Annotated in this window: 15 protein-coding genes and 1 pseudogene; 15 read left to right on the plus strand and 1 reads right to left on the minus strand. The window is 31.3% G+C overall.

Annotation, left to right across the window (positions count from 1 at the left end; genetic code table 11):
- Positions 1-382 precede the first annotated feature (382 nt).
- On the minus strand, positions 383-2,395 hold the full coding sequence (locus tag N4T77_RS05040; RefSeq protein ID WP_261670650.1) for a cell wall-binding repeat-containing protein: 2,013 nt from the start codon (positions 2,393-2,395) through the stop codon (positions 383-385).
- Between the two features lie 370 nt (positions 2,396-2,765).
- On the opposite strand from N4T77_RS05040, the gene N4T77_RS05045 reads away from it, so the two are divergent.
- The 15 genes and pseudogenes from N4T77_RS05045 to N4T77_RS05115 all read left to right on the plus strand — a co-directional run bounded on the left by N4T77_RS05045 (position 2,766) and on the right by N4T77_RS05115 (position 25,940).
- Positions 2,766-3,632, plus strand: a complete 867-nt coding sequence (locus N4T77_RS05045; protein WP_261670651.1) for a DegV family protein — start codon at positions 2,766-2,768, stop codon at positions 3,630-3,632.
- Between the two features lie 183 nt (positions 3,633-3,815).
- Positions 3,816-4,856, plus strand: a complete 1,041-nt coding sequence (locus N4T77_RS05050) for a cell wall-binding repeat-containing protein (RefSeq protein WP_261670652.1) — start codon at positions 3,816-3,818, stop codon at positions 4,854-4,856.
- Positions 4,857-5,419: 563 nt separating this feature from the next.
- Positions 5,420-9,118 (plus strand): cell wall-binding repeat-containing protein, encoded by a 3,699-nt coding sequence (locus N4T77_RS05055; protein WP_261670653.1) that lies wholly within the window; start codon positions 5,420-5,422, stop codon positions 9,116-9,118.
- Between the two features lie 668 nt (positions 9,119-9,786).
- Positions 9,787-11,208, plus strand: a complete 1,422-nt coding sequence (gene ltrA / locus N4T77_RS05060; RefSeq protein ID WP_261670679.1) for a group II intron reverse transcriptase/maturase — start codon at positions 9,787-9,789, stop codon at positions 11,206-11,208.
- Positions 11,209-11,504: 296 nt separating this feature from the next.
- Positions 11,505-13,322, plus strand: coding sequence for an O-antigen ligase (locus N4T77_RS05065; protein ID WP_261670654.1), 1,818 nt, complete (start codon positions 11,505-11,507; stop codon positions 13,320-13,322).
- Positions 13,323-13,700: 378 nt separating this feature from the next.
- The gene (locus N4T77_RS05070; RefSeq protein WP_261670655.1) at positions 13,701-14,459 is read left to right on the plus strand and encodes an IS110 family transposase; all 759 of its coding nucleotides are present in this window, start codon (positions 13,701-13,703) and stop codon (positions 14,457-14,459) included.
- A gap of 68 nt (positions 14,460-14,527) precedes the next feature.
- Positions 14,528-14,847, plus strand: a pseudogene (locus N4T77_RS05075) (transposase).
- Between the two features lie 607 nt (positions 14,848-15,454).
- Positions 15,455-16,933, plus strand: a complete 1,479-nt coding sequence (locus tag N4T77_RS05080; RefSeq protein ID WP_261670656.1) for a polysaccharide biosynthesis tyrosine autokinase — start codon at positions 15,455-15,457, stop codon at positions 16,931-16,933.
- Between the two features lie 86 nt (positions 16,934-17,019).
- Positions 17,020-17,976, plus strand: a complete 957-nt coding sequence (locus N4T77_RS05085; protein WP_261670657.1) for an NAD-dependent epimerase/dehydratase family protein — start codon at positions 17,020-17,022, stop codon at positions 17,974-17,976.
- A 113-nt stretch (positions 17,977-18,089) separates the two neighbouring features.
- Complete coding sequence (locus tag N4T77_RS05090; protein WP_315903156.1) at positions 18,090-19,445, plus strand: nucleotide sugar dehydrogenase; 1,356 nt, start codon at positions 18,090-18,092, stop codon at positions 19,443-19,445.
- Positions 19,446-19,448: 3 nt separating this feature from the next.
- A complete protein-coding gene (locus N4T77_RS05095; protein ID WP_261670658.1) occupies positions 19,449-20,531 on the plus strand; it encodes a glycosyltransferase in 1,083 nt (360 codons plus the stop codon).
- 21 nt (positions 20,532-20,552) lie between these two features.
- Positions 20,553-21,626: a hypothetical protein gene (locus N4T77_RS05100; RefSeq protein WP_261670659.1), complete on the plus strand. Its 1,074-nt coding sequence runs from the start codon at positions 20,553-20,555 to the stop codon at positions 21,624-21,626.
- Between the two features lie 23 nt (positions 21,627-21,649).
- Positions 21,650-22,756: a glycosyltransferase gene (locus N4T77_RS05105; RefSeq protein WP_261670660.1), complete on the plus strand. Its 1,107-nt coding sequence runs from the start codon at positions 21,650-21,652 to the stop codon at positions 22,754-22,756.
- A 3-nt stretch (positions 22,757-22,759) separates the two neighbouring features.
- On the plus strand, positions 22,760-23,935 hold the full coding sequence (locus N4T77_RS05110) for a glycosyltransferase (protein ID WP_261670661.1): 1,176 nt from the start codon (positions 22,760-22,762) through the stop codon (positions 23,933-23,935).
- Positions 23,936-23,969: 34 nt separating this feature from the next.
- Positions 23,970-25,940 carry an alginate lyase family protein gene (locus N4T77_RS05115; protein WP_261670662.1) on the plus strand — a complete coding sequence of 657 codons (1,971 nt, stop codon included), beginning with the start codon at positions 23,970-23,972 and terminating at the stop codon, positions 25,938-25,940.
- Positions 25,941-26,027: the final 87 nt, after the last annotated feature.

Here is a 26,027-nt window from a genome sequence, read left to right on the forward strand (position 1 = left end):
GGTACAATTATCAACACAGTATTAATGCTCAGGTAATTGACTGCTCCGCAGTATTATTAAAGCCATTGGTTTAAACTATATTATACAAGTATCAGCTTATTAAAAAAGTTATCATACTAAATCACGTTTTGTCATATTTATCAGCAACTGTTGCTACCTCCTTAGAATTTTTTACAAAGTTATTATTAGCTATTAGGGGAGAAATATGTGTGGAATAAATAGGGATAAGGCGTAGAAATTGATTCCTTAGTTATCTGTTATTGTAAAACCTAAGGAGCTTATTTTTATGCTATTCGCATAAATAAATTTAGTATATAATAAAACCCTATGCTGGGCATAGGGTTTTTCAACACTTTTAAATACTACTATAGCAACTTCTTCCTTATTGCAATTTAACAGCAGCGTTGTTTATTTTAGACACAAGATAGTTGCTCACTATTCCGTTTCCACCAAGAATATCAAGAGTAAATCTATTGCTTCCTGTAAGCTTGTTTATAGACCTTGCTCCGTTAACATAGGATCTATCTGACACAAGAACTAAAGGAGCACCATTATTAAAGGCTGCGGCAGCACTTCCACTTAAAGAATCAGGGAAGTTTTCACCATTTGCTAAAAATACTCGATTTAAGTTACCAGAATAAAAATAATCATTTATCTTTTCATTGGTATCATATCTATCTAGTCCGCCTAATCTTACAATTTTGCTGCTAGTAATATTACTGATTTTATTTTTCACATTTTCAGAAACAACACCAGTTCCACCTACAATATAAACAGTTGAAGGCTGCTGATCTTTAATATAATTTTCTACTGCTCTATTTAAGTTATCCTTAGAAGTTAAAAGTATAGGCATCTGACTGGCACCTGCCTTTGAGGAAATACTTAAGGCATCTGCAAACATAGAGTCATTTGTAACTATTACAGGCATTCCCTTTGTTAAGTTTAAAGTTTGAGCTATTTTAACACTAGTTTCATTTCTATCTAGTCCGCCTACTCTTGTTATATTGTTTCCTGAATAGCCTTGCTGAGTAAAGTATTCAACATAGGAGCTGTCAACAGCGCCTTGTCCTCCTAAAATGTATATCTTGCCGTTTTTATCAAGATTTTTAGTAATATACTGCAGTACAACCTGACTATCTTGAGGATTTTTATCTACAAGAAGCAGTGGAGAATTAAGCCTTCTTGCTAAAGTAACTCCTGATAGACCATCTGGAAAATCATTACCGCTGGCAATAACTACATTTTTTAAGTCTACATTCTTAAAATTCTCATCTGCTATAATCTTTGAAGTCTCATATCTGTCCTGGCCGCCAAATCTTTCAGTTTTGTTTATTTTAGAAGGTACAGTAGAGGTTCCGTTAACAAAGTTTAAAGGACTTAAAACAGGATTGCTCCAATAGCCTCTATTGTTTTTTGTTTCTAGAATAAAATAATAATTACCTTCTGCCATGTTATCAAGATATACTGTTGTCTCTGTTACCTGAGTAGTTCCAGATACCTCTTTAACTAAAAGACCACTTTGATCAGAACTGTTATTTAAATCACCTTTATAAATTCTAATTCTGTACTCGCTTTGGTATCCATTGCTTCTAGTGTCGTTAAAGTTCCAGTCGAAGAATACCCTGCCGCTCTTTTTATCAACAGCTTGTCTGTACAAAGGACTTTCTAAAGTAGGCTGCGCAGAATTGCTTTCAATATAATCACTGTTTATATACTTATATCTGTAGGCCTTGTAATTATTCATTAAATAGTCCTTAGATCTATAAAACTCTTTTACCTTTTGTCCAGTACCGTCAGTATTATCTATAGTTGCCTCTAAAGTAGCAGCTCCTATTACATTACCATAATCATCATAAACCCAACCTTGGAAGAAGGCAGCACTATCGCCTTTATTTAAAAGCACGTCCATATTTCTTAAGTCATCAAAGGATATAGGATCTAGATAATCCTTTAAAGTATAAGAAGTAAGCTTTCCACCGGCAATTTTTAAACTACTTTGAATAAAACTAGCAGAATCTATACCAGCAGTTTCGCCTTTATACCCACCTTCAAAACGTACATTTCCAGCGGTAGCCCCTTTAGTGAGAGCTTCAGAAAAGTTGCTCCATAATCTATTAGAAGTAGTATCAATTCCATCAGAACCACCGTAATTGTAAGGTATACCTGTTTCTGTAGAATCGGTTTTATCTCTTAAATGTTCAGGTAATTGGATATAACCATAGGTTTTTCCATTTGAGTCTTTATTATAATGCCATTGAGTATAAGCCATCTTATAAGCTCTGTCCTGAGCTTCCTGTCTAGAAATAGCTGAAGCGGCCTTAGGGCTGTATATTGAAGAGCTTGTAGCTAAAGAAAATGTCAGTATAAACATAATAAATTTATTTCTTCTTTTCATTCAAAAACCTCCTGATAGGATTGATTTTCCTTTATAAGGTCACAATTTAAAATACTTTTGCTCCTGTAATTATATTTTAACTTTCTCTCTACTTCAATGAAGAAATAATGGAAGCGGTGGAAAAGGAGGAGAGTTCACAAAAAGGTATACAAGTGGTATAATGTTAATTAATATTTTCAAAAGAAGACCAGTATAATTTAGTACTAGAACTTTAAGAGCTAGAAAAGCTCTTTTTTGTTTTGTTAGACTAATTAAGTTTAAAATGGACAAAACTACAATAATGCAATAGTGCATTAAATAATAATGTCTAGTATTAGCAAGTCAAGCTGAAGCAGATATGACGTGAATATAAGAGAAAGGAAGTGCTGACATGAAAACAATATTAATAACTGATTCTTGCAGCGATTTACCATTAGAGTATATAGAAAATAACAACATAATATATATGTCATTAACCTATGAAATTAAAGGACAAGAATTTAAAGATGACTTTTGGAAAACAACAAAATCTAAAGAGTTCTATGACAAACTAAGAGAAGGTGAACTTTCAAAAACCTCACAGGTTAACTCACACAGATACTATGAAGAATTTAAGAAACATATAACTGAGAATAACTCTATTATATATGTAGGCTTTTCCTCTGCTTTAAGCGGAAGTACTAATAGTGCTGCCATAGCAAGGGAACAGCTTCTAGAAGAGTTTAAAGATGCTGACATCACAGTAGTTGATACTAAAGGCGCCTCTATGGGTCAGGGGCTTTTAGTTTATTATGCTAACGAGATGTTAAAAAAAGAAGCTCCTAAAGAAGAAGTTGTTAACTGGTTAGAAGAAAATAAACTAAAACTAAGTCACTGGTTCACAGTAGAGGATTTAAACCACCTAAAAAGAGGAGGTAGAATATCCAGTACTGCAGCAGTAGTAGGTACACTACTTAACATTAAGCCAGTGCTTCATGTAGATAACGAAGGTAAATTAGTTCCTGTTGAAAAAGTAAAGGGCAGAAAAAAATCTTTAAAAACCCTTGTAGATAAACTAAGTGAGAAAATAGTAAATGCCGAAGAGCAGATAATAGGTATAAGTCATGGCGACTGCATTGAAGATGCAGAGCATGTAAGAGATTTAATTCTAGAGCAATATAAGGTGAAGGATTTTATTATAACTAATGTAGGGCCTGTTATAGGCTCACATTCAGGTCCTGGAACAGTGGCGTTATTTTTTCTAGGCAGCAGCAGATAGCTTTTAGGTAGAAAAAACTTATGAAGATATCTTAAAAGTTTTCGATTATAATACTGGGACATACTTTTTAGGAAATATTTTCAATGGTAAAATATTTATCCTAAAGCTGTAAAAAAGTTATGTTATAATATATAATAAAAATAGTTGAATATTTTACTAATTAGAATTTAGGAGGACTTTAAGATGAAGGGAAGAAGATTTCTAAGCTCTGTTTTAACGGCTCTAGTTGTATCAGTAACTTTAGGAACTGCAAGTGTACAAGCAGCTTCCGTAGAAAGAACTAGCGGAAGTGATAGAATAGGAACTGCAAATCAACTGGCTGTTAAATCCTTTGGAACTGCACAAAATGTAATTCTTGTAAACGGATATGGCTATGCAGATGCAGTAAGTGCAACTCCTCTTGCAAAGCAATTAGGTGCACCAATACTTTTAACAGAAAACAAAGGTGCTCTTGAAGCATCAGTGTTAACTACAATGCAAAGCCTTGGAGCTTCTAAGGTTTATATAGTTGGTGGAACAGGAGTTGTATCTCCAGCTATAGAAGCTTCTTTAAAATCAAAGTACACAGTAGAGCGTATAGCAGGAGTAACAGATACTTCAAGAATGGGAACTAACGCAGAAGTTGCAAAGAAGGTTTTAAGCTTAAGTGGACAAAAGGGAGCAATCCTTGTAAATGGACAAGATGGATATGCTGATGCCTTATCAGTAGCATCTATAGCTGCTAAAAAAGGATACCCAGTACTATTTGGAACTCGTACAGAGGTAGCTCCAGTAGTTAAGGAAGTTGCTAAAGACCTAACTATTCTAGGTGTAGGTGGATCATGGGCACTTCCAGATGCTGTTGTAAAATCTGTAAACGGAACAAAGATAACAGACACAGCGGAAAAATCTAAGGACAGATTTGCTACAAACTTAGCAGTTTTAGATTACTTTAAAAATGATTTAGATTTTACTAATATATATGTAGCAGCAGGTGGAGCAACTAATACTCAGTTTGCTGATGCTCTTGTAGCTTCTGCAGCAGCAGCTACAAAAGGCTCACCACTAGTTTTAAGTGGAATAGGAGCAAATGCAGATCAAGTAGCAAAAGCTACTGAATACGTACTAGCAAAAGCAGGAGACAGCGGTAAGGTAATTATAGTTGGTGGAACAGGCTCTGTTTCAACGGATATTGAAGCTAAGTTTGTGAACCAAGATTCTCTTGAAGTAATAAGTATTGAATAATAGCTGGCAAAGTCATAGATAATTTGAATAAAATTATCTATGACTTTTTTTTGTAAATAAAAAAGGAATTCTTAAAAATATGTAGAATAGTATAAGTCATATGAAAATATAATACTAGGAGTAGACCATATTTTTCATAAGCTAGAAATAAGGTGGTCATCGTACCTAAAATTACATAGTATAAAAGTATGGAAAAACCAAAACTAGTGTTGTATAATGATATCAGAGGTTAGGAGTTCTAAAAAAACTAAATTAAAATAAAAAAGCTTATTAAATCATATAAAGTATGGAAAATACAATACGAATATGATATAATAAGGAGTGAGTTTTATATAACTAACTTCTAAGTGGTTTAGTATAATACACAGAAACTCCAAATAATTACATCAGAATTACATAAATTTTAGTAGAATATGCTGTACAAGTGTGTTATAATTAAATCTGTTTCGAAATATAGACCAAGCCATAAGATGCTTGGATATATTGGTAAAGTATATATTTAATAATATATATCTAAAATTGTAAAACAATTTATTCACTTAAATCGAGGAGGGTATTACGATATGAGTAAAAAAGGTACAAGAGCACTTGCTAGTGCTACACTTATGTCCTTAGTTTTAACTACAGCTTTATCAGCTGGTCCAGTTCAAGCTGCAGCAGGACAAGCAACAAGACTTGGAGAAGCTGACAGATACGCTACAGCTGCTAAAGTTGCAACAAGCAACTGGGATAAAGCAGAAACTGTTGTATTAGTAAATGGTGAAGGATATGCAGACGCAGTAAGCGGATCAGCATTAGCTAAAAAATTAGGAGCACCAATACTTTTAACTGCAGGAAATGCATTAACTACAGAAACTAAAGACGCTTTAACAAAATTAGGCGCTAAGAATGTATATGTAGTTGGTGGAAACGCTTCAGTATCAGCAGCTTTAAGAACAGAATTAAAAGCTAGCTATACAGTAACAGAATTAGGTGGAGCTAACAGATATGAAACTAACGCAGCAGTAGCTGAAGAATTAGTTAAATTAGGAGTAGATCCAGCTAACGTAATGATGGTTGGAGGAGAAGGATTCTCAGATGCTCTTTCAGTAGCTCCAATAGCAGCTGCTAAAGGACAAATCCTTTTACTAGGAATGAATGATGCTAACTACATGAAGCCTGTAGTTGACTTCGTTAAGAAGCACAACTCAAAAGTTACAGTAGTTGGAACAAAAGGTGTAATAAACGACACAATCTACAGTGCAGTTGGAGCAACTAGCAGAGTAGAAGGTGGAGCTGATAGATGGGATACAAACCAAAAAGTTTTAGCTGCATTCAAAGAAACAGTTAAATTTGACAAGTTATATGTTGCTTCAGCATCATACAACGCAAAAGATAATGGATTCGCAGACGCTCTAGTAGCTTCAGCTTTAGCTGGAAAATATGCTGCACCATTAGTATTAGTTGATAAAGATGGATCAACTGGAACTAACAATGCTTTAGATTACATTAAGAAGAACGCAAGCAAGACAACTGACTTAAATGTTGTTGGTGGAACTGGTGTTGTTTCAGAATCAGTTCTTAATGCTATAACTAATGCAGTTAACCCAACTACTCCAGTAGGAGATACTACTGTTAAGTCAATAGAAGCAACAAGCTTAAATCAAATTAAAGTTGTATTTGGTACTGATGTTGATTCAGATTCAGCTGAAAGTGTATCAAACTACAAAATAGATGGTGCTACATTATCTGACTCTAATGCAGTAGCAACACTTGGAGATGACAATAGAACTCTTTTAATAACATTAAAAGAAGCTAAGGAACAACACAAAGAATATACTGTTTCAGTTAAAAAAGGTGTTTTAACTGCAGATAAAATAAACAGTGTATCAGAATTTGAGCAAAAAATTGAATTCGTAGATATAACTGCTCCAACATTAGCTTCAGTAGCTGTAAAAGGAAACAGCAAAATAACAGTTAAGTTCTCAGAGCCAGTTAGAATGGAAGCTAATGCTGCTACAACTGGTGCAGGAATAACTGTAAGACCAGCAAATAGCTTAGCAACATATTTCAAAATAAATGGACAAAATATATCAAGCTTTGGTCTTGACTTAGCTAACAGTGAAATCAAACACGCTATAACAACTGGAACAGGAAGTTATGTATGGTCAGATGAAGTAGACTTCTACTTTACAACAAAACTTCCAACTGGAAACAGCACATTAAAAGTTTCAGATGGAAAAGCTAGTGATATGCTAAGCGATGCAACAAACTTTATAATCAAAGAAGTTACTCAAGATTTCAATGTTGATGCTGTAACAACTAAGCCTACAGTTAAAGAAGTTCAAGCTGATGCAGACGGAACACTTTGGGTAAGATTTGATAGACCAATGGATTCAGTTACAGCTACAAGAGTTGGTAACTATGAATTAAATGGTGCTGCATTAGCAGCAACAAAGCTTGAGTTAAAAGAAGGCGACAATACAGTTAAAATTAAAGGTGTAACAGGCATTCAAATCAATTCAAATACTTTATATATAAAAGATAATGTAAAAGATGCTTATGGCAACAAAGTAGATGATGATACAAGAGTAAGCTTTACAAAAGTTAAAGATGAGACTAAGCCAACAGTAACAAATGTTAACATGATAGATAGTGAAACTATCCGTGTAAGATTTAGCAAGGATGTACTTGCAACTGATGCAACAAAGATAAGTAACTTTACGCTAAAAGATTCAAGTGGTGTAGACATATCAGATCATATCAGATTAGTTAAGCCATCAACTACAAGTGTTTCAGACACTACTACTGCAGGCGCTATATCACAAGTTGGCGGCGACAATGTTTGGGACATAAAGATATGGAAGAATGAAGGAGATTATGTAAGATACGGAAGAAGTGGATCTCCAACAGCTCAACAAACTGCTAACGATTGGAGATTAACAGGTTCTAAGTATACTTTAACTATTAAAGGTTTAAGAGATACAACTGGAACTGGCAATACAAGCGCTAACTTCATGGATGAATACACAACTACTATAAATGGATCAGACGATATAGCTCCTAAGATGAACGTTACTTCTTATAGAAAAGATAATCAAAAAATCGTTCTATTCTTCACAGAAGCTATGGACACTGATACTTTAAATGATTTAGATAACTACAAGTACAAGAACGCTTCAGGAGATAGTAAGCAATTACCATCTGCTGCTAAGATTACAGTTGGTAACGACAACAAGAGCGTAACAATAGAGTTCCCATCAAACTACTATGTTCTTGGAAGTTCACCAAGTGGCACTATAGACAATGATAACTGGGTATATGGTATTGTTGCTTCAAACTTAAAAGATGAAGCAGGAAACTTAATAGATTCATTCAATAACTATGCTAATGTAGGTAGCGATGCATATATGGTTTCATATAAAGACAAGACTTACAGAATGGAAAGTGACGGAGATGACCTACTAGTTAAGTTCCAGTATGATAAGACAATAGATCCTGATACAGTAGCTGTAGATAAGTTTACAGTTGCAGGTGAACAACCAGATAGCGTAAGCATTATTGGTTCTGACATTGTATTAAGATTTGTTAAAGACAGTCCAAGTACTACAACAGTAATGGCTGGATATAGCAATGTTATTTCTGGAGTGGACAATGCAGTAGAGAATGCTAAGGCTTCAGATAAGAGAGACGTTCTTGATAAGATTGAAGTTATTAAACTTCAAGCATCACAGGCAAGAGTTGTGGTAACTGATAGAACTGCAGCTACAGGAGTTAAAGATATAGCAGGAACTACTGTTCAAGCTATAGGTACTGTAGATGTATATGACTACTTAGTAGCTCCAAAAACTACTTCTGACTACTGGTATGCTACAGATGTACAAACACTTGCTGATAATGTTACAACAGAAGCAGCTGTAGTTATATCCTTCGATAGTATGCTATATTCAAACAGTGGAGTTAGACCAGATGACTTTACATTCAGAGCTAACGGAGAAGAAATAAAAGCAGATAGAGTAAATGTAAAAGGAAACAGCTTAGTATTCCATTTTGTTAAGGGAGCTGCCCTTACAGATGCTGCTAGAAACTCATTAATAGATACAGCATTTGCTACTGGAAACACTAATGGTATAAGTGTTGCATTGAAAAATACAAGCATAGATGTATCCTCTATAAAAGATGGAAACGGAAATTACGCTAAGTATGTTCCATCAAATGATGATAAGAATAAAACAAGAACAGTTAAAGTATTTAATACTGTAGACATTGACAACTTGAAGTAATAGAAAAGTTAGTTTGAAAGTCTAGTATAATACTTCTAGAATGTAAACAGAAACAGCAATGTTTTTGTTACTAAGGCTAGTAACTAGGAGAGGGGAGGGGAACCTTCCTTCTCTGATTTATAATATGAGCGGAAACTTCATATCAAATATTCATAAAAACACTGAAGTCATATCATTCAGTGAAAAATTAAATAATCCTATCATAATATATGCAAAAGACTAATAATATTTTTATTAGTCTTTTTTGCATGTGCGCCCAGCATGGGCGCTTACTTGTCGGTGAAAGTCCGATACGGGGGTTGATAGTGCCAACCGTTAGCTTAAGACAAGGGTGTCCACCGTGAGGTGGAATCTGAAGGAAGTCGGCGGCAAAGCTCTGGTCTGACGAACAGAAACTACATATGAGGCATATGCTTGTGGGTGAGTTTGCATGACAAAACGAAACCCTAAACTATCCGAAACAGGCAGTGTAAATGTAGCAGATATATGGAGTGAAAGTAAGCGTTCTTACCTGGGGAGGTCTTACAAATAAATTACCCAAAGATATATTTCTAGGTAATAACCCATATAGTGATATATGGCTGAATTGTAAGAAGTCAGCAGAGGTCATAGTACCACGTGAAAATGCGTTAGCGTGGGAAGGACTGAACGTTAGGAGGTTTTCAACTTTGATAAACTCAAAGAATCAAAATAAAAAGCAGACAACTCAATATAGAGGTCACCTTGTGAAAGTAGAAGTGGAACTTCAAGGTAAGCAAGGGGCGCTTAATGAAAATTTGGCGTTTACAAAGAGAGAAAGGGAAAACGATGAGTTAGATTATACCAGTAACTTACTCGATAGAGTATTAGAGCGTGAAAATATGCTTATTGCTATGAAACGAGTGATTTCAAACAAAGGAAGTCATGGTGTTGATGGTATGAGAGTCGATGAACTTCGGACGTTTATCATTGACAACTGGCTGAAAATTAAAGAAAAGTTACTGGAAGGTAGATATAAACCATCTCCAGTCAGGAGGGTGGAAATACCAAAGCCTGATGGCGGAATAAGATTGCTTGGGATACCTACTGTACTTGATAGGTTAATACAGCAAGCGATAGCTCAAGAACTTAATAAAATTTATGATCATACATTCTCAGAAAGTAGTTATGGATTTAGACCAAATAAAAGTGCTAAGCAAGCTATACTCAGGGCAAAAGAATATATTAATGAAGGGTATAGATGGGTAGTGGACATGGATTTGGAAAAGTTCTTTGATAAAGTTAATCATGATATATTAATGGATAGGTTATCAAAGAAGATTAGGGACAAAAGAGTTCTAAAGTTGATAAGGGCATATCTTCAATCAGGAATCATGATAAATGGAATCAAAGTAAATTCTGATGAAGGTACTCCACAAGGGGGACCGTTAAGTCCACTACTAGCTAATATAATGCTTGATGAGGTAGATAAGGAACTTGAGAAGAGAGGACATAGATTTTGCAGATTTGCTGACGATGCAAATGTGTATGTAAGAAGTAGAAAAGCAGGCTTGAGGGTAATGGAAAGTATGAGAAATATACTTGAAGGATGCCTAAAACTCAAGGTTAATGGGAATAAAAGTGCAGTAGACCTTGTATCCAAAAGAAAATATCTAGGTTTCTCGTTCTACTTTGTTAAAGGTGGAGCAAATATAAGAATTCATGAGAAATCGTACAAAAGATTCAAGTTAAGGGTTAGAGAGATAACTAATCGAAATATAGGTATAAGTATGGAGTTAAGGATAAAGAAACTCAACGAATATACCGTAGGTTGGATTAACTATTATGGAGTAGCGAAGGCTACCGCCAGAATAAAGGAACTGGAGGAATGGCTAAGAAGAAGGTTGCGAGCATGTATCTGGAAGCAATGGAAGAAGGTTAAGACCAGAGGTCGTAATCTCATGAAACTTGGAGTACCCGAGTACAAAGCTTGGGAATACGCTAACACAAGGAAAGGCTACTGGAGAATATCCAACAGCCCAATTCTTAATACAACTCTAAATAATAGATATCTTGAAAGTCTTAAATATAAAAGTATTTCCAAGAGATATCAACTAATTCATAATTCTTAATGAACCGCTGTGTACCGAACGGTATGCACAGTGGTGTGAGAGGTCGCTGAATAAAATAATTATTCAGCTCCTACTCGATTGCTAAACAACAAATAGAAATGCCTTATCATTCAATATGCCGAACCCCATCTTCAAAAATAGAATTTTATTTTCTAAAATAGAGTTAAATGAAGTTTAGTGTAATTTTACTCTATTACCTCCAATTTCTCTTACGGTATTTGGTTAAAAAAGTTGAAAATAGGCTGCAAATAAATTAATATTATAATGAATGATTAATTTAATAAGGGGGAAAAAAGATGTATGATGATTTATATGGAGAATCACCAAATGAAAGTTGGTACTCGATAATACCCATTGCTTTTTTAGTTTCGGTGATTCCGCTTATTGTATATGGAAAGATGGTCAAGCTTACAGGGGATTATTTTAAATATTGGAATGGTATGAATACTAGCCTAGACTTCTTTTCATACTATAAGTCTATGTGGATATTGATATCAGTAATAATGTGTATAGTAATCTTCTTGGTAAAGTTATTTAGTAAGAGTATTAAAATACAGAAGAATAAAATGTATATACCAATGGCTGTTTATTCAGCAATGGTTATTCTCTCTACTATTTTTTCCGATTTTAAGGAAATTGCTCTTTGGGGATTTGTAGAAAGATATGAAGGAATGTTAGTAATCTTGGCCTATATGGCAATAATGTTTATTACCATAAATTTAGCATCAAATGAAGCTAGCATAAAGGCAATACTTGCGGCACTAATTTGTTCTGCTGTGGTTATTGGAACTATTGGTATTCTACAGTACTTAGGTCATGATTTTTATAAATCGATGTCGGGAAAAAGGCTTATTCTCCCTTCTCAAATGCAGAATCTAGCATCACAATTAAAGTTTCAGTTTGAGGACAAGATAATATATTCTTCGTTATATCATTATAACTACGTTGGAAGTTACATGGCAATGTTATTCCCTTTAACTTTTACTTTATTTATTCTGATTAAGAATAAGTTTTATAAGATGGTTATGGGTCTTATTGCAGCGCTTATGTTCTTAAATATGATGTTAAGTCATTCACGTGCAGGTATTATTGGTGGGGGAGTAGCTATACTTATTCTTGCAATAGTATTGAGAAGATACTTTGTTAAAAAATGGAAAATATCTATATCTGTTATAGTTGTAGTATTTGTAGCAGCAGTAGGATTTAATATATATTCTAAAGGAATGTTAGCTAGCAGAGTGGGATCCCTGTTTAAGGATGCTGAAAGCTTGACTAAGACTTCTTCTAAATCTGAATCTTTAATTAAGGATGTTTTTACTAAAGATAATTTAGCACAAATTACTACTTCGACTGAAACATTAAAGATAGTTAGTGAATCAGGTATTCTTTCTTTTAAAGATGAAAAAAATCATATAATAAAAAGTAATGTTAACAAGGATACAGGATATGTGACGTTGGAAGATAGCAAATATAAAGACTATGGTATTATAGTAAAAGATTATTCCACAACTACAGATAAGAAATATATGGTAGAAATTAGCAAAGACAAGTTAAGAATGCCGTTTTTAGCTACAAATAATAGGTTTATGTTTGAGACTAATAAAGGAAATTTAGTAGATTTAAAACCTATAGAAAAGTGGGGATTTGAAGGAAAAGAGCAACTTGGTTCAGCGAGAGCGTATATATGGTCTAGGAGCATACCTCTTATAAAACACTCTATGATAGTGGGTTATGGACCAGATACCTTCGCCGCAAAGTTTCCACAACAAGACTATGTTGGAAAAGCAATAGCTTATCAAACTACAGATATACTTGTTGATAAGGCACATAATTTATATATTCAAAATGCGTTGAATACAGGGGTGATTTCTTTAATATCACTCTTAGCCATGTTTGTAATATATTTTAAGAGTTGTTTTAGACTGTATATGAATAATAATTTCAATAATTTTTATTCTATAGTTGGCTTAGCTGTGCTTGTATCTATAATTGGATACTTAGGAGCTGGATTCTTTAATGATTCTGCAGTATCTGTAGCACCTGTTTTTTGGGTATTGTTCGGAGTAGGTGTGGCCGCTAACTGTAAACTTAAAGCGGAAAGTATGAAAGAATAATGTTGGAATGGGGCTGTCGCACTAAAATTGAACTGCCCCCTGTCAAGTAGACAGGTAAAAAATAGGGAACGTACTTAGATTTTGTACAATATAAGCATAGATAGATATCACATTAGTGGTAGACATCTATGCTTACTTTTTTTATGATAGGTTTGATTGGTCAACGTACATAGATTTGAGCTGAAATACCCAGTACACAAAGTGTTGACCAGCACCCCTATTCAATATTCGATTAAGCAAATTGGGAGAAACACCCGTGTAAATAACAAATTTGAGCGAATAGGATTGTGTTGGAACCAATCGTAAAAAATATGGAGTTGATGAAAAGTAATAGGTATTGAAATTGATGTCTCCAAAGGTAAAAATACAGTAGCTGCTATGGAGCATACTGGAAAAGTAATTGTGAAGCCATATGAAATTAAGCATAACCACGTTGAGGTTGATATGCTCATTAAGTGGATTAGGAATCAGAAGGACATGGTACTTGTGGTTATGGAGTCTACTGGTCACTACCATTATCCTGTACTAAAGGAGTTGTATGGAACTGGAGTATATGTTAGTGTAGTTAACGCTTATCTTCTGAAAAAGTATGATGATACAGAGATCAGAAAGGTAAAAACTGATAAAAAGGATGCTATCAGAATAGCTAAATATTCGATAGAAAAAAGACACAGTCTTACAAGATATGAAGGTAACGATGAAAAATATAGGGATTTAAGATTTTTATCTAGACAGTATAATCAAACAGTTTCTATACGTGTAAACGCTAAGGTTCAACTTAACAACCTTCTTGATGAGATTATGCCAGGAATTCAAACTATTCTTCGTACAACTACTGGAAAGCCAAATAAAATACTATATGACTTTGTTGAAGAATATGAGCACTTTGATAACATTAGAGCAAAAAGCGAGAAAGGATTTATTGAAGAATACTCTAACTGGGCCAAAAAGAAAGGATACCGTAATGGGGCAATTAAAGCGCTAAAGATATATGAATTGGCCCAAAACAGTATCACAACCAGAACGGCTGACAGTTACACTTGTATTGCCGTTAAAAGCTGCCTTCAAGTGCCAAGAGAAGCAGAAGAAGCTAGCAATGCTATTTTAACACAGATGCAGACCTTGCATACACTTTAACTGAATATAAGATTGTTAGGGCGCTAAAAGGCGTTGGAGACAAACTTGCCCCACGATTAATTGCTGAGATTGGGGATGTAAGAAGATTCAAAGCGCTAAAGCTTTGAATGCCTATGCTGGAAATGATGCTCCCTCGCATCAATATGGCCAATATCAAGGAACAAAAAGGCATATATCAAAGCGTGGATCTGCTAGCCTGAGAAAGGTTGGATACGAAGTAATAATGGCTTTAAAGGTTACAAAGCCAACTGAGGATAGTGCCGTATATGAGTTCATGATTAAAAAAGAACTTGAAGGAAAACCAAAAAACATAGCTAAAATGGCTGATGCTAATAAGTTTTTAAGAGTTTATTATGCTCGTATTATGAATGTGTATAAGACTACATAATGATTGAAAAGCATCAAGAAAGCTACTTGACAGTAGCTTTTCAGAGTACTGACAAACGTATTTTGTCAGCAGTCTGAGTGGTAGTTACTCTTAAATAACTACCACTTTAAATTTATGCATATATTAGATTTTAAACTCAAGTTTCTAAATTGGAACAGAACCCGCCACCACTGAATAGCGGTTTCGTTCTATATTACTATTTTAACTTAACCAATGGTAATTACGTCATATTTACACGGCTTTTCATGGTTAACCTTGTAATAAATATAAAATAGTTACTCTTCCAACACTGTATTATTCAATTTTCAAAGATCATCATTCGTATTTTCTTTTTCAATGATTCTATCGCATTTTTTTCATGATCCCTAACTATCCTAGACTTACGATAGTTAGGCAAAATTTTAACTATTGAACTTATTTGGGTTTAAAACATTATGAATTTTTGTATAGAATACTTAAAAAACGCTGCCGCGTTAGCATATTTTTTTATGTTAATGCGACAACACCATTTTTTCAGTTTAATATAGTCAATTACTGTGATATAATAAAAAGTGGTAAATTGTACGGTGGAAATCTAATAATTTGTCAAATCACAGGGGGATATTTTATGGAAGAAGTTACTTTAGACTTAGGAGAGCTATTCAAAGTAATTAAAAGGAAGAAACACATAGTTTTAGGTATAACCTTACTTTTTTTAATTGCGGGTAGCCTAATATCTTTAGAAGGCAATAAAAACCTACAAATTAAAGAACAGGAGTATGTGTACAAATCAATGTCTAGTATTCTTGTTGGGGATTTACCAGATGCATATAGTGAAAATGTTAAGGATGTAACAGCACTTAATCAGCACATGGTGAAGACTTATGGAGCTATAGCAGCTTCAAGAACCGTAGCTAAAAAAGTTATAAATGAAGTAGGCTTAAATGTTAGAGTAGATGAATTTCTTAAAAATGTAAAAATCAAAGCAAATCCTGATGCACAGATGATTATCATAATATATGGAGATAAAAATGAGAAAGATATAAAGAGAATTACTGATACATATATAAATCAGTTTACGACAGAGGCTCAAAAAATGTACCCTAATAGTAAATTGAAGATATTGGATGAAGCTTCTAGTCCCGAGAAGATTACAAAGGATGAATTTAATAAGATTGATTCTCCAAAGAATAATGAAGTTCAGCAAATGACTACTCAAGACAACAAAGGTAAGAGCAAAAAATTTGTATTAATAGTATCACTTGTTATTGGAATAATGGTTGGCCTAGGTGTAGTCTTCTTTATGGAGTTTATGAACAATTCAATTAAAAAAAAGGAAGAAGCTGAGAGTATCTTTAATACTAATGCATTAGACTTTGTTAAAAGAAGTAGTAAAAATAATTTTAAATTAAACTTAGATGAAGACTGTAGAATTGCTAGAACTATTTTGCAATATAACAATAATAATTTAATAAAATCTAAAATTAATGAAACTTTACAAGAGTCAAAAAATGTTTTTATGGTTACCTCGCCAGGTGAGGGAGATGGAAAAACTGACATATCAATCAATCTCGCAAGGTCTTTTGCAGAAGTAGGGTTTAAAACACTTGTAATAGATGCTAACGGCAGAAACTTTATGTTAAGCAAGATGTTTAATATTGAAAATAATATAGGATTAAGTGATTTACTAGCCAAGAAAGTAGGTAATTTAACAACTAAGAACAATGCTATTGACAGCAAAATAAATGATAACACTTTTCCTACAAAGATTATAAGTTTTAATAAATATATAAATAGTATATTAAATGATAACTTGTTTTTATTAGGTTGGGGTATTTCAAACATAAATCCAGCAGATTCTTTTATCATGGGACAAGTGGAAATAATTATTGAACAACTTAGACAGAATTTTGACTATATTATTATAGATACACCTTCTATGACGCAATATGCAGATTCTCGAGTTTTACTAAATTGTACAGATGAAGTTTTAGTTGTTGTATCACAATATAAAACAAACATTAATGCTGTTATGGAATCAAAAAAAGTATTTGATATTATGAATATAAAAAATATAAACTTATTTTGGATTGCTGAACCATCATAATATTATATAAGGTGAATTTAGTATACTTGATAACAAACATTATTAGTTATAGTATTAATTATTTTTAATTAGGAAGAAGGGAAAAAATGAAAATATTAGTTACTGGTGGTCTAGGTTTTATTGGTTCAAATGTGGTAGACGAATTAATAGCTAACAAACATGAAGTTTGCATAATAGATAACTTATCGACTGGTAGGATAAGCAACTTAAATGAAAACGCTAGGTTTTATAAATGTAATATTACAAACATAGACGCTTTAAAATTGGTATTTCAAATAGAGAGACCAGAAATAGTGTTTCATTTTGCTGCACAAATAGATGTGCAAACCTCATTAGATAAACCGAGCTTTGATGCTAATAATAATATAATAGGAACAATAAATATACTAGAATGTTGTAAATTTTTTTCTGTTAAAAAAATAATATATCCATCCTCAGCAGCAGTATATGGTGACCCGAGGAAGTTACCGATAGATGAAAATCATATCATAGATCCTATATCATTTTATGGTATTTCTAAACATACACCAGAACATTATATAAAGATATATTGTAGTCTTTATAATATAAAATATACTATCTTTAGATATTCAAATGTTTATGGAATAAGGCAAGATCCTAAAGGGGAGGGAGGAGTTGTTTCTATATTTATAGATAAGTTTCTAAAAAATAAGTCCCCTTTGATATTTGGAAATGGGGAACAAACTAGGGACTTTATATATGTTAAAGACGTATCACGAGCTAACTTGCTTGCATTATATGATGGTGATAACTGTATCTTTAATATTAGTACAGGTTTGTCTATAACAATAAATAACTTATTTCTAACTATGAAGAAAATATTAAATAGTGATATAAATGCAATTTATCAGGAGCAGAGACAAGGAGATATTTATAATAGTTATCTATGTAATAATCTAGCTAGGGATGTGCTAAAATGGGATATTAGATATACATTAGAAGATGGCATTAGAGAAACAATAAGTTATTATAAGCATTTATATGAGTATAACAAGGAAGTGGCTAGTGATAGTGATTTATAGCTGTCATTAGTTTATACTTTGTTGATGAGAACTAAGTTGAGTTAACAAAGTATAAACATTACAAATCTATATATTAAGATTTAGATATAATAAATAAGAGAGGAGACAGTTCTGTGTTAGATAAGGTAAGTAAGCTAAATAAGTATAAGCAAATGGATATATCTGAAAAGAATAAAAGGGTTTGTATCTTTGGACAAGGATATGTTGGATTACCATTAGCATTAAGTTTTGCATTTAGGGGTTGTGAGACCATAGGTGTGGATGTAGATAAAAGTTTAGTTGAAAATATTGATAACGGGGTGACGCATCATACAGAAGAATTTGATGGAATTACCATACAGGATATTTTGCACAATGAATTAAGTGAAAAAAGATATAATATAACAGTAGACGGTGCAAGTGCCGTTAAAGAGTGTAATAATATTATAGTAACAGTTGGGATACCAATAAAAAATGGAAAGTGTATAATGGATTATTTAGAAAGTGCATGTATAGTAATTGGGGAAAATCTAAAAAAAGATGATTTAATAATAATAAGAAGTACAGTAATCCCAGGCACTACTGAGAATTTTATATTACCTATACTTGAGAGGGAGTCAGGACTGAAAGCAGGTGAGGATTTCTATATTGCTTACTCATCAGAAAGAATTGCTGAAGGTAAGGCTTTTGATGAGTTTGCTAACATGCCAACACTCGTTGCAGGTATTAACAGTAAGAGTTGTGAAAGAGCTGTAGACCTTTTAAGTATAGTATGCAAGGCAGAAATAGTGAAAGCATCATGTATAAAAGCAGTAGAAACTTCAAAGGTGTTTGAAAATGTCCAAAGAGATGTAAATATAGCTATGTCTCAGGAATTTGCCAGATTTACAGAAGCTTTAGGAATAGATGTTTTTGAAGTTATTAAGCTTGCGAATACTCATAAAAGAGTAAATCTGCTAATGCCTGGACCAGGAGTAGGGGGATTTTGTATACCAAATGCCTACCATTATATTGCACCTAAAGCTGAAGAACTCGATGTTAACATGGAATTATTAAGAATTTCAAGGGAAAAAAATTCACAATTACCACAATTTATAGTTAATAAAACAGTGCAACTTTTAAGTGAGATAGGAAAGGATATAGAAAATTCAAAAATAGCAGTTTTAGGACTTGCAATGAAGGATTATTCGAGTGATGATAGGATAAGTCCCTCAGTTGATATTTGTAAGATGCTACTAGAAATAGGAGCAAATGTTGTAGCTTTTGATCCAACTGTATCTACAAAATATGAATTTAAAATGAATTCACAAGAGGAAGCACTGAAAAATGCAGATGTAGTCTTAGTTCTGGCAAAACAAAATTTAATTAAACTAGACGATGTAAAGTATATATCTAGATTTATGAATGATAGACCTATACTTATTGATGCAAAAGGAATAATAGATAGAGTTGAAGCGGAGAAGTTTGGAATTAGATATTGGAGAATATAAAATATGAAAAAAATTGTATATGTTGTTGAGTCTTTTGCTGGTGGTGTTTATTCATTTTTAGCAGATTTATGTAACTCTCTTGTAGATGAATATGAAATAGTAATTATTCATTCTTTAAGACCTGATACACCAAAGAACTTTGAAAAAGATTTTAATCCTAAGATTAGATTTATTTATATACAAATGAATAGAGGGTTAGATATATTTAAAGATATTAAAGCATTATTAATGTTAAAAAGAATCTTAAATATTGAAAACCCACAATTAATACATTTACATTCATCTAAAGCAGGTTTTTTGGGAAGGTTAGCCAGCTTTACGAATGGATTCAATATGGAAAAAGTTTTGTATAATCCTCATGGATTCTCATTTCTCCAATTAAATGAGTCCAAAATTAAAAGAAGACTATTTTTTTTGTTAGAAAAATTTGCATCAAGGCTCGGTGGAATAATTATAGGATGCTCAAAAGGAGAGTATAGTGAATCAATAAAGTTATGTGATAAATCTATTAATATTGATAATGGAATAGATATAAATAAAGTGGATGAAATTGTTGAAAAAATTAAAATAGAAAAGACTAATGAGAATATTACTATTGCGACAGTAGGAAGAATTTGTTTTGCTAAAAATCCTAATATGTTTAATGATATAGCACAACATTTTCCACACTTAAAGTTTCTTTGGATAGGAGATGGAGAGTTAAAGCATCTGCTGACATCTTCTAATATAACTATTACAGGATGGCTAAATAAAGAGGTACTATATAGAAAACTTATATCTACAGATATATATCTTATGACTTCTTTATGGGAGGGGCTGCCTATTTCACTTTTAGAGGCAATGTATCTCAACAAGGCATCAATTGTATCTAATGTTATTGGAAATAGGGATGTTATAGAAAATTATAAGACTGGTCTAATAGCTAATAATAAAGTGGAATTTATTGAAGCTATAAATATTTTACTAAATGATTTAAGTTTGAAGAAAAAGATAAGCAAAAATGCTAAAATACAAGTAACTACAAGATTCACGATACAAAGAATGATAGATGATTATAAAAAGTTATATTTGAAGTGCTTAGTATAGCATAAAAGTGGGTGTCTAAAATTGAAAAATAAAATATATAGTATAAATAAAAATAAATATTTTTATGTTTCCTATATTATGTTTAGTTTTGCAATAGGATTTGTAACGAAGATTTCTTTAGATAAGTTTTTGGATAGTAAGTATTTTTATGATACTATTAAGATTATGTCTCTAATCACTAAAAATACAGTAATTGATGATAAAGGATTTGATTTTAGTAAAAAGTTTTTTTCTATTCTAAATTTACCATTAGAATATTGGAATATTACTATATTTCTTATAACTTTTTTAATTTTTTTAGTATCATTATTAAAACTACCTCCGAATTTTAACAATAGAGTTTTTTATGTTATTTTACCTATGTGGATATTTATTTTTAATATTTATAATAATACAGTATCTAAAGAAACTATACAATTTTTCGTTACTTGGGTAATAGCTTTTATACTATGTATTGAAAAGAGACTATTATTCATTAATTTTTATTTAGGTACCATACTAGTATATTTTTCAATAAATTTTAGAGTATACTTGGTATTGCATCTTATTGTATTTTATGCCTTGCAATTTATTTTTTTAAAAAAAAGTAATATAAAGAGCAAGTTGTTAATAATTTTTATAATGGTTGTTATTGCTAGTGTGTTTTTAGAAATAAGGAAGCCAGATTTGATTAGTAGTGTTCTAAATGCAAGGATAGGTGTTAATCAGTATAGAGCAAATGACCCGGATGCAAATACCATAATAAATGATATATTTAATAACAAAAATAATAGTATTATAATTTATAGTATGAATTCATTTATAAATGTTTTTAGGTTTCTTATACCATTAGAGCTTCTAAGAATGCATAGTATAAAGTATTTGGTTTTTATACTATATCAACTTATAATAACATTTTTAGTTATAAGAAACGTTATTGAATATAAAAATTTAGATAAAAGAACCAACTTAATATTATTTATGACTATAGCTATATTTTTAGTACAGGTAATTTTCGAACCGGATTTTGGGTCATATCTAAAACATCAGACAGCATATATACCTTTCTTGTATTTGTCGATATTTAGAAAGGGGTATGTTGCTAATAAAATTTAAATTATATAAAGTTAGGTGTTAACATGAAAGTATTACATGTCTTATCTACTGATAAGCTAAGTGGAGCAGAAAAAGTTGCTTTGGACATTTGCAAAAATTTGAATCAACGTAAATTTGAACCGTTATGCGTTTGCACTGGGGAGTTACGTGAGTATTTTACGGAAGGTAATATAAAGGTTTTTAATATAGACGTTTCAAGATTAAAGATTAGTGAATTATTAAAATTAAGAACAATAATATTAAGTGAAAATATAGAAATAGTCCATGCACATGATAACAAAGCATCAATAATCTCAAAGTTAGTAACAATAGGGACCAATGTAAGGATAATTTCTCATATACATGCTAAATATGAGTGGGTTAAAAGTATTAACCTTATGAGAACTATAGATTCAACTTTTCGAAATAAGTATGATTTAAGTATAGCTTGCTCTAAAAGCACTTATTACTATTATTTAAAATATAATAGTAATGTTAAAAATATTACATATTTAAATAATAGTATCAATTTAGAGGAATTAAGTAGATTTTGCTTTGTAGATAAAAATTATTTAGCTGATTCATATAGTATACCTAAAAATAAATATATTTTTGGGTATATTGGAAGGTTAATAAGTTTAAAAGGTGTTGATTTATTAATAGAAGCATTTTATGAATTCTGTAAAGAGAACAATGAAGGTATACTTATAATCACTGGTGATGGTGATGAAATTGACAATCTGCGTAGTTTAAGTGATTCCTTAGGAATAGCAGATAAAGTTATTTTTACGGGGTTTAAAAAGAATGTATATGATTATTTAAATTTATTTGACTGTTTTATCATTTCTTCTGTTAGTGAAGGTCTTCCTATTAGCTTGCTTGAGGCAATGGCTTTAGAAAAAATTATAATATCTACACCTATTGAGGGTGCTATGGAAGTAATTGAAAATAATTATAATGGTATAATATTAAAAGAAAGAACAAAATACGAACTGTTAAAAATGATGAAATATGTATATGAAAATAATAGTGTGTTGAACAATTTAGGTATAAATGCAAGAAAAACTATAGAAAATGGTTATAGTATGAATAATTATATTAAAAACATTGAAGAAATTTATACTAAAATTATAGGTATAAAGGGTGAATAATCTATGTATGGATACTATTTAAATTATGATGGCGTTGAGTGTAGCGTATATGAATCCCAAGTTCTAACTTTATATAAATTGCTTAAGAAAAGTATGGATATAAAGTTGATTAACTTTAATAGAAGTGAAGGATTTAATAAAAATTTTAAAGACAAGTGCACAGATAGTGATATTTACTCAATTATTAAAAATAAAAAGTATGATTTTATAATTGACAAGAACCATATAGAAAGTGTAAAAAGCATTATCCAGAATGAAAGAAAAAAAGATGATAAAATAATTTTACATTGTAGAGGGATTTATGGAAGTTATATTGGAATAAAGATAAAACAACAGCTTGAACAATATAATATAAAAGTAATAGCTGATTTTAGAGGCGCAACAATAGAAGAGTATAAATTGAGATTTGAAGATACTGGGATTATAAAAAAGCTAATGATTTACAATTTAATTATTTTTATAAGACATATTGAAAAGTTTGTTTATCGAAATTCGGATTTTGTTTTATGTGTATCTAATAAGCTGAAACAGTATTTATTTGACAATTATGGTGCGAAAAAAGATATTTTTGTAATTCCAACTTGTTTAGATATTAATAGAGGGAATTTTTGCTTACAAGATAGGGCAAGGATAAGAGAACAATATAAACTTGAAGACAAGTTTGTTTTTGTTTACTGTGGTGGAGGACAAAAGTGGCAATGTCCAGATAAAGTAGTTCATGAATTTAGTATTTTAAAAAGGTATATTAGCAATGCATATTTACTGATACTAACAAAAGATAACGAGGTATTTCAGAAATACTTATCAGATATTAATAGTGAAGATTATCTAATTTTAAGTGTATCTCATAGTGATGTAAGTAAATATTTAAGTGGGTGTGATTGCGCCTTTCTAATAAGAGAAAATAACATGACAAATACTGTTGCTAGCCCAACAAAGTTTGCAGAATACCTAAATTGTAGTTTGCCAGTTATTGTTTCTAGAGGTATTGGGGATATTGATTATATTATTGATAAATATAAAGTAGGAATATATCTAACCGATTTTGATAGTAATGTTAAGAGTAAAATAATTAATGTAGTAAAAGAAAACTTTAAAACTGCAATATCTAAGTATTATAGTTGGGATAAAAATATAAAGAAAATATTAATTATTTATAATAATATTTTTAATATATGATTTATAAAAAAGTATTATTTACAGGAGTTTTTATATGTCTGATTTATATAATAAAATTTTAAAAGTTAAGACGATGCCGATAGATTTAATTTTAAATAAAATTTTTGATAAGTTATGGAAAAGTGTTTATTATAGATATAGAAAACTTAAAATAACAATAAAGCCAATTAGTATCAACAGTATTTATTTTTCTAATTTTAGAACAAGTTGTGCTTTCTTTTACGAAGTTAAAGATAAAGAGTTTTTAAAATCAAAAATAGAAACATTGAGTTTAAAATCGGAAACAATAGAAGATGCAGATAGGATTTGTAAGCACATTTTTAATGTGTTAGGCTCTGGAGAAATAAAATTAGGTGACAAGATTCCATGGAATGAAGATTTCAAAACAGGCTTTAAGTGGAAAAATAAATTCTATAAGGATATTAAAATTGTGAATTTAGATAACTACGCTGATGTTAAGGTGCCATGGGAAATTTCAAGATTTCAACATCTTTTTACGTTAGGAAAAGCATATTGGCTAACGGATAATGAAAAATATGCCATTGAATTTAAAGACGAAATAGAAGATTGGATTCATAACAATCCAGTAGAAATGTCAGTTAATTGGACTTGTGCAATGGATGTAGCTATAAGAGCTGTAAATTGGATTACAGGATATCACTTTTTTAAGGATTCAAAAAGTATCCATAATAGTTTTTGGATCAAATTTAATCGTAGCTTATACTTACATGGTAGGCACATAATGACTAATTTGGAAAAGGGTAAATTTGATAAGCTTGCTAATAATCATTACTTGTCTGATTTGATTGGGGTTGTTTGGATTGGGTTGTATTTTAAGAACTTAACTATAGAAGATACTAAACTCAAAAATAATCCAAAGACATGGTTGGAATTTGGATTAAAAGAATTAGAAAACGAAATGTTTATCCAAGTTAACGAAGATGGTACAGATTTTGAAGCGTCTACGTCTTATCATAGACTTGTAACAGAATTATTTTTGATAACTACAATATTATGCAACAAAAATAATATTAAATTTTCTGAAAGCTATAATAAAAGATTAGAGAAAATGTGTGAATTTTTAATGGATATTACTAAACCTAATGGATTATCTCCCTTAATTGGAGATGCAGATGATGGCAGACTACTTATATTGTCTAGTTATTTTTTCTGGATAAAGAGAGAGTTTACACATATATTAGCGATTGCAGGTGAATATTTTAAGAGAGATGACTTTAGATGCTTGGGGAGTAAGTATAAGCAAGATGCATTGTGGATTTGTGGAAACTATGTGAATTTAAGCAGTATAGGGGTAACATTTAAATCTAAGTCCTATGAACAAGGTGGATTTTACATATTGAGGAACAATAGAATATTTTGTATTATAAGGTGTGGAGAACTTTCATGTAGAGGACAAGGCGGCCATAGCCATAATGATCAGCTTAGCTTTGAACTCAATGTAGATGGATATGATTTTATTATTGATCCTGGTACATATGTGTATACTGCAGATTATAAAATGAGAAACTTATATAGAAGTACTAAATATCATAATACATTATGGATTCAAGGTTATGAGCAAAATAATTTTTATGAGAAAATTTTATTTGAAATGCCAGAGCAAAGTTTTGGAAAGTGTATTGAATTCAACAATGAAACTTTTAAAGGGAAACATTTTGGATACAAAAATAAGTGTGATATAGTACATGAAAGACACATGCACTTAAATGAGAATAAAATAGAAATAGAAGACATATTATATGGAAAAAGATTGGAAGATAACTATAAGTTAAGTTTTGTTTTAGATAGTGATGTGAAGGTAGAGCAAAAACAAGGTGGATTAGAACTTATTAAGAATGGCAAGAAAGTATATATTATCCTGGATAATGAATATATAATTGAGGATTCATATATATCTTATGGATATGGACAAATTTTAAAAACTAAAAAAATTTTAGTTGATATAGATGATATGAAAAGCAAAGTATATATTGCTTTTTCCTAAGAATAACTTATTTTTAAATTTTTCTATTTGTTATGATTACATATATTTATATTAACTTACAAAGCAATATTGATAAATATCGGTAAG

The organism is Clostridium sp. CX1 (assembly GCF_025398335.1).
Classification (GTDB): domain Bacteria; phylum Bacillota; class Clostridia; order Clostridiales; family Clostridiaceae; genus Clostridium_AM; species Clostridium_AM tanneri.

Excerpts from the sequence above, each read along its gene's own strand:
- N4T77_RS05040 (WP_261670650.1), bottom strand. The coding sequence starts at position 2,395 with ATGAAAAGAAGAAATAAATTTATTATGTTTATACTGACATTTTCTTTA.
- N4T77_RS05045 (WP_261670651.1), top strand. The coding sequence starts at position 2,766 with ATGAAAACAATATTAATAACTGATTCTTGCAGCGATTTACCATTAGAG.
- N4T77_RS05050 (WP_261670652.1), top strand. The coding sequence starts at position 3,816 with ATGAAGGGAAGAAGATTTCTAAGCTCTGTTTTAACGGCTCTAGTTGTA.
- N4T77_RS05055 (WP_261670653.1), top strand. The coding sequence starts at position 5,420 with ATGAGTAAAAAAGGTACAAGAGCACTTGCTAGTGCTACACTTATGTCC.
- N4T77_RS05065 (WP_261670654.1), top strand. The coding sequence starts at position 11,505 with ATGTATGATGATTTATATGGAGAATCACCAAATGAAAGTTGGTACTCG.
- N4T77_RS05070 (WP_261670655.1), top strand. The coding sequence starts at position 13,701 with ATGGAGCATACTGGAAAAGTAATTGTGAAGCCATATGAAATTAAGCAT.
- N4T77_RS05080 (WP_261670656.1), top strand. The coding sequence starts at position 15,455 with ATGGAAGAAGTTACTTTAGACTTAGGAGAGCTATTCAAAGTAATTAAA.
- N4T77_RS05085 (WP_261670657.1), top strand. The coding sequence starts at position 17,020 with ATGAAAATATTAGTTACTGGTGGTCTAGGTTTTATTGGTTCAAATGTG.
- N4T77_RS05095 (WP_261670658.1), top strand. The coding sequence starts at position 19,449 with ATGAAAAAAATTGTATATGTTGTTGAGTCTTTTGCTGGTGGTGTTTAT.
- N4T77_RS05105 (WP_261670660.1), top strand. The coding sequence starts at position 21,650 with ATGAAAGTATTACATGTCTTATCTACTGATAAGCTAAGTGGAGCAGAA.
- N4T77_RS05110 (WP_261670661.1), top strand. The coding sequence starts at position 22,760 with ATGTATGGATACTATTTAAATTATGATGGCGTTGAGTGTAGCGTATAT.
- N4T77_RS05115 (WP_261670662.1), top strand. The coding sequence starts at position 23,970 with ATGTCTGATTTATATAATAAAATTTTAAAAGTTAAGACGATGCCGATA.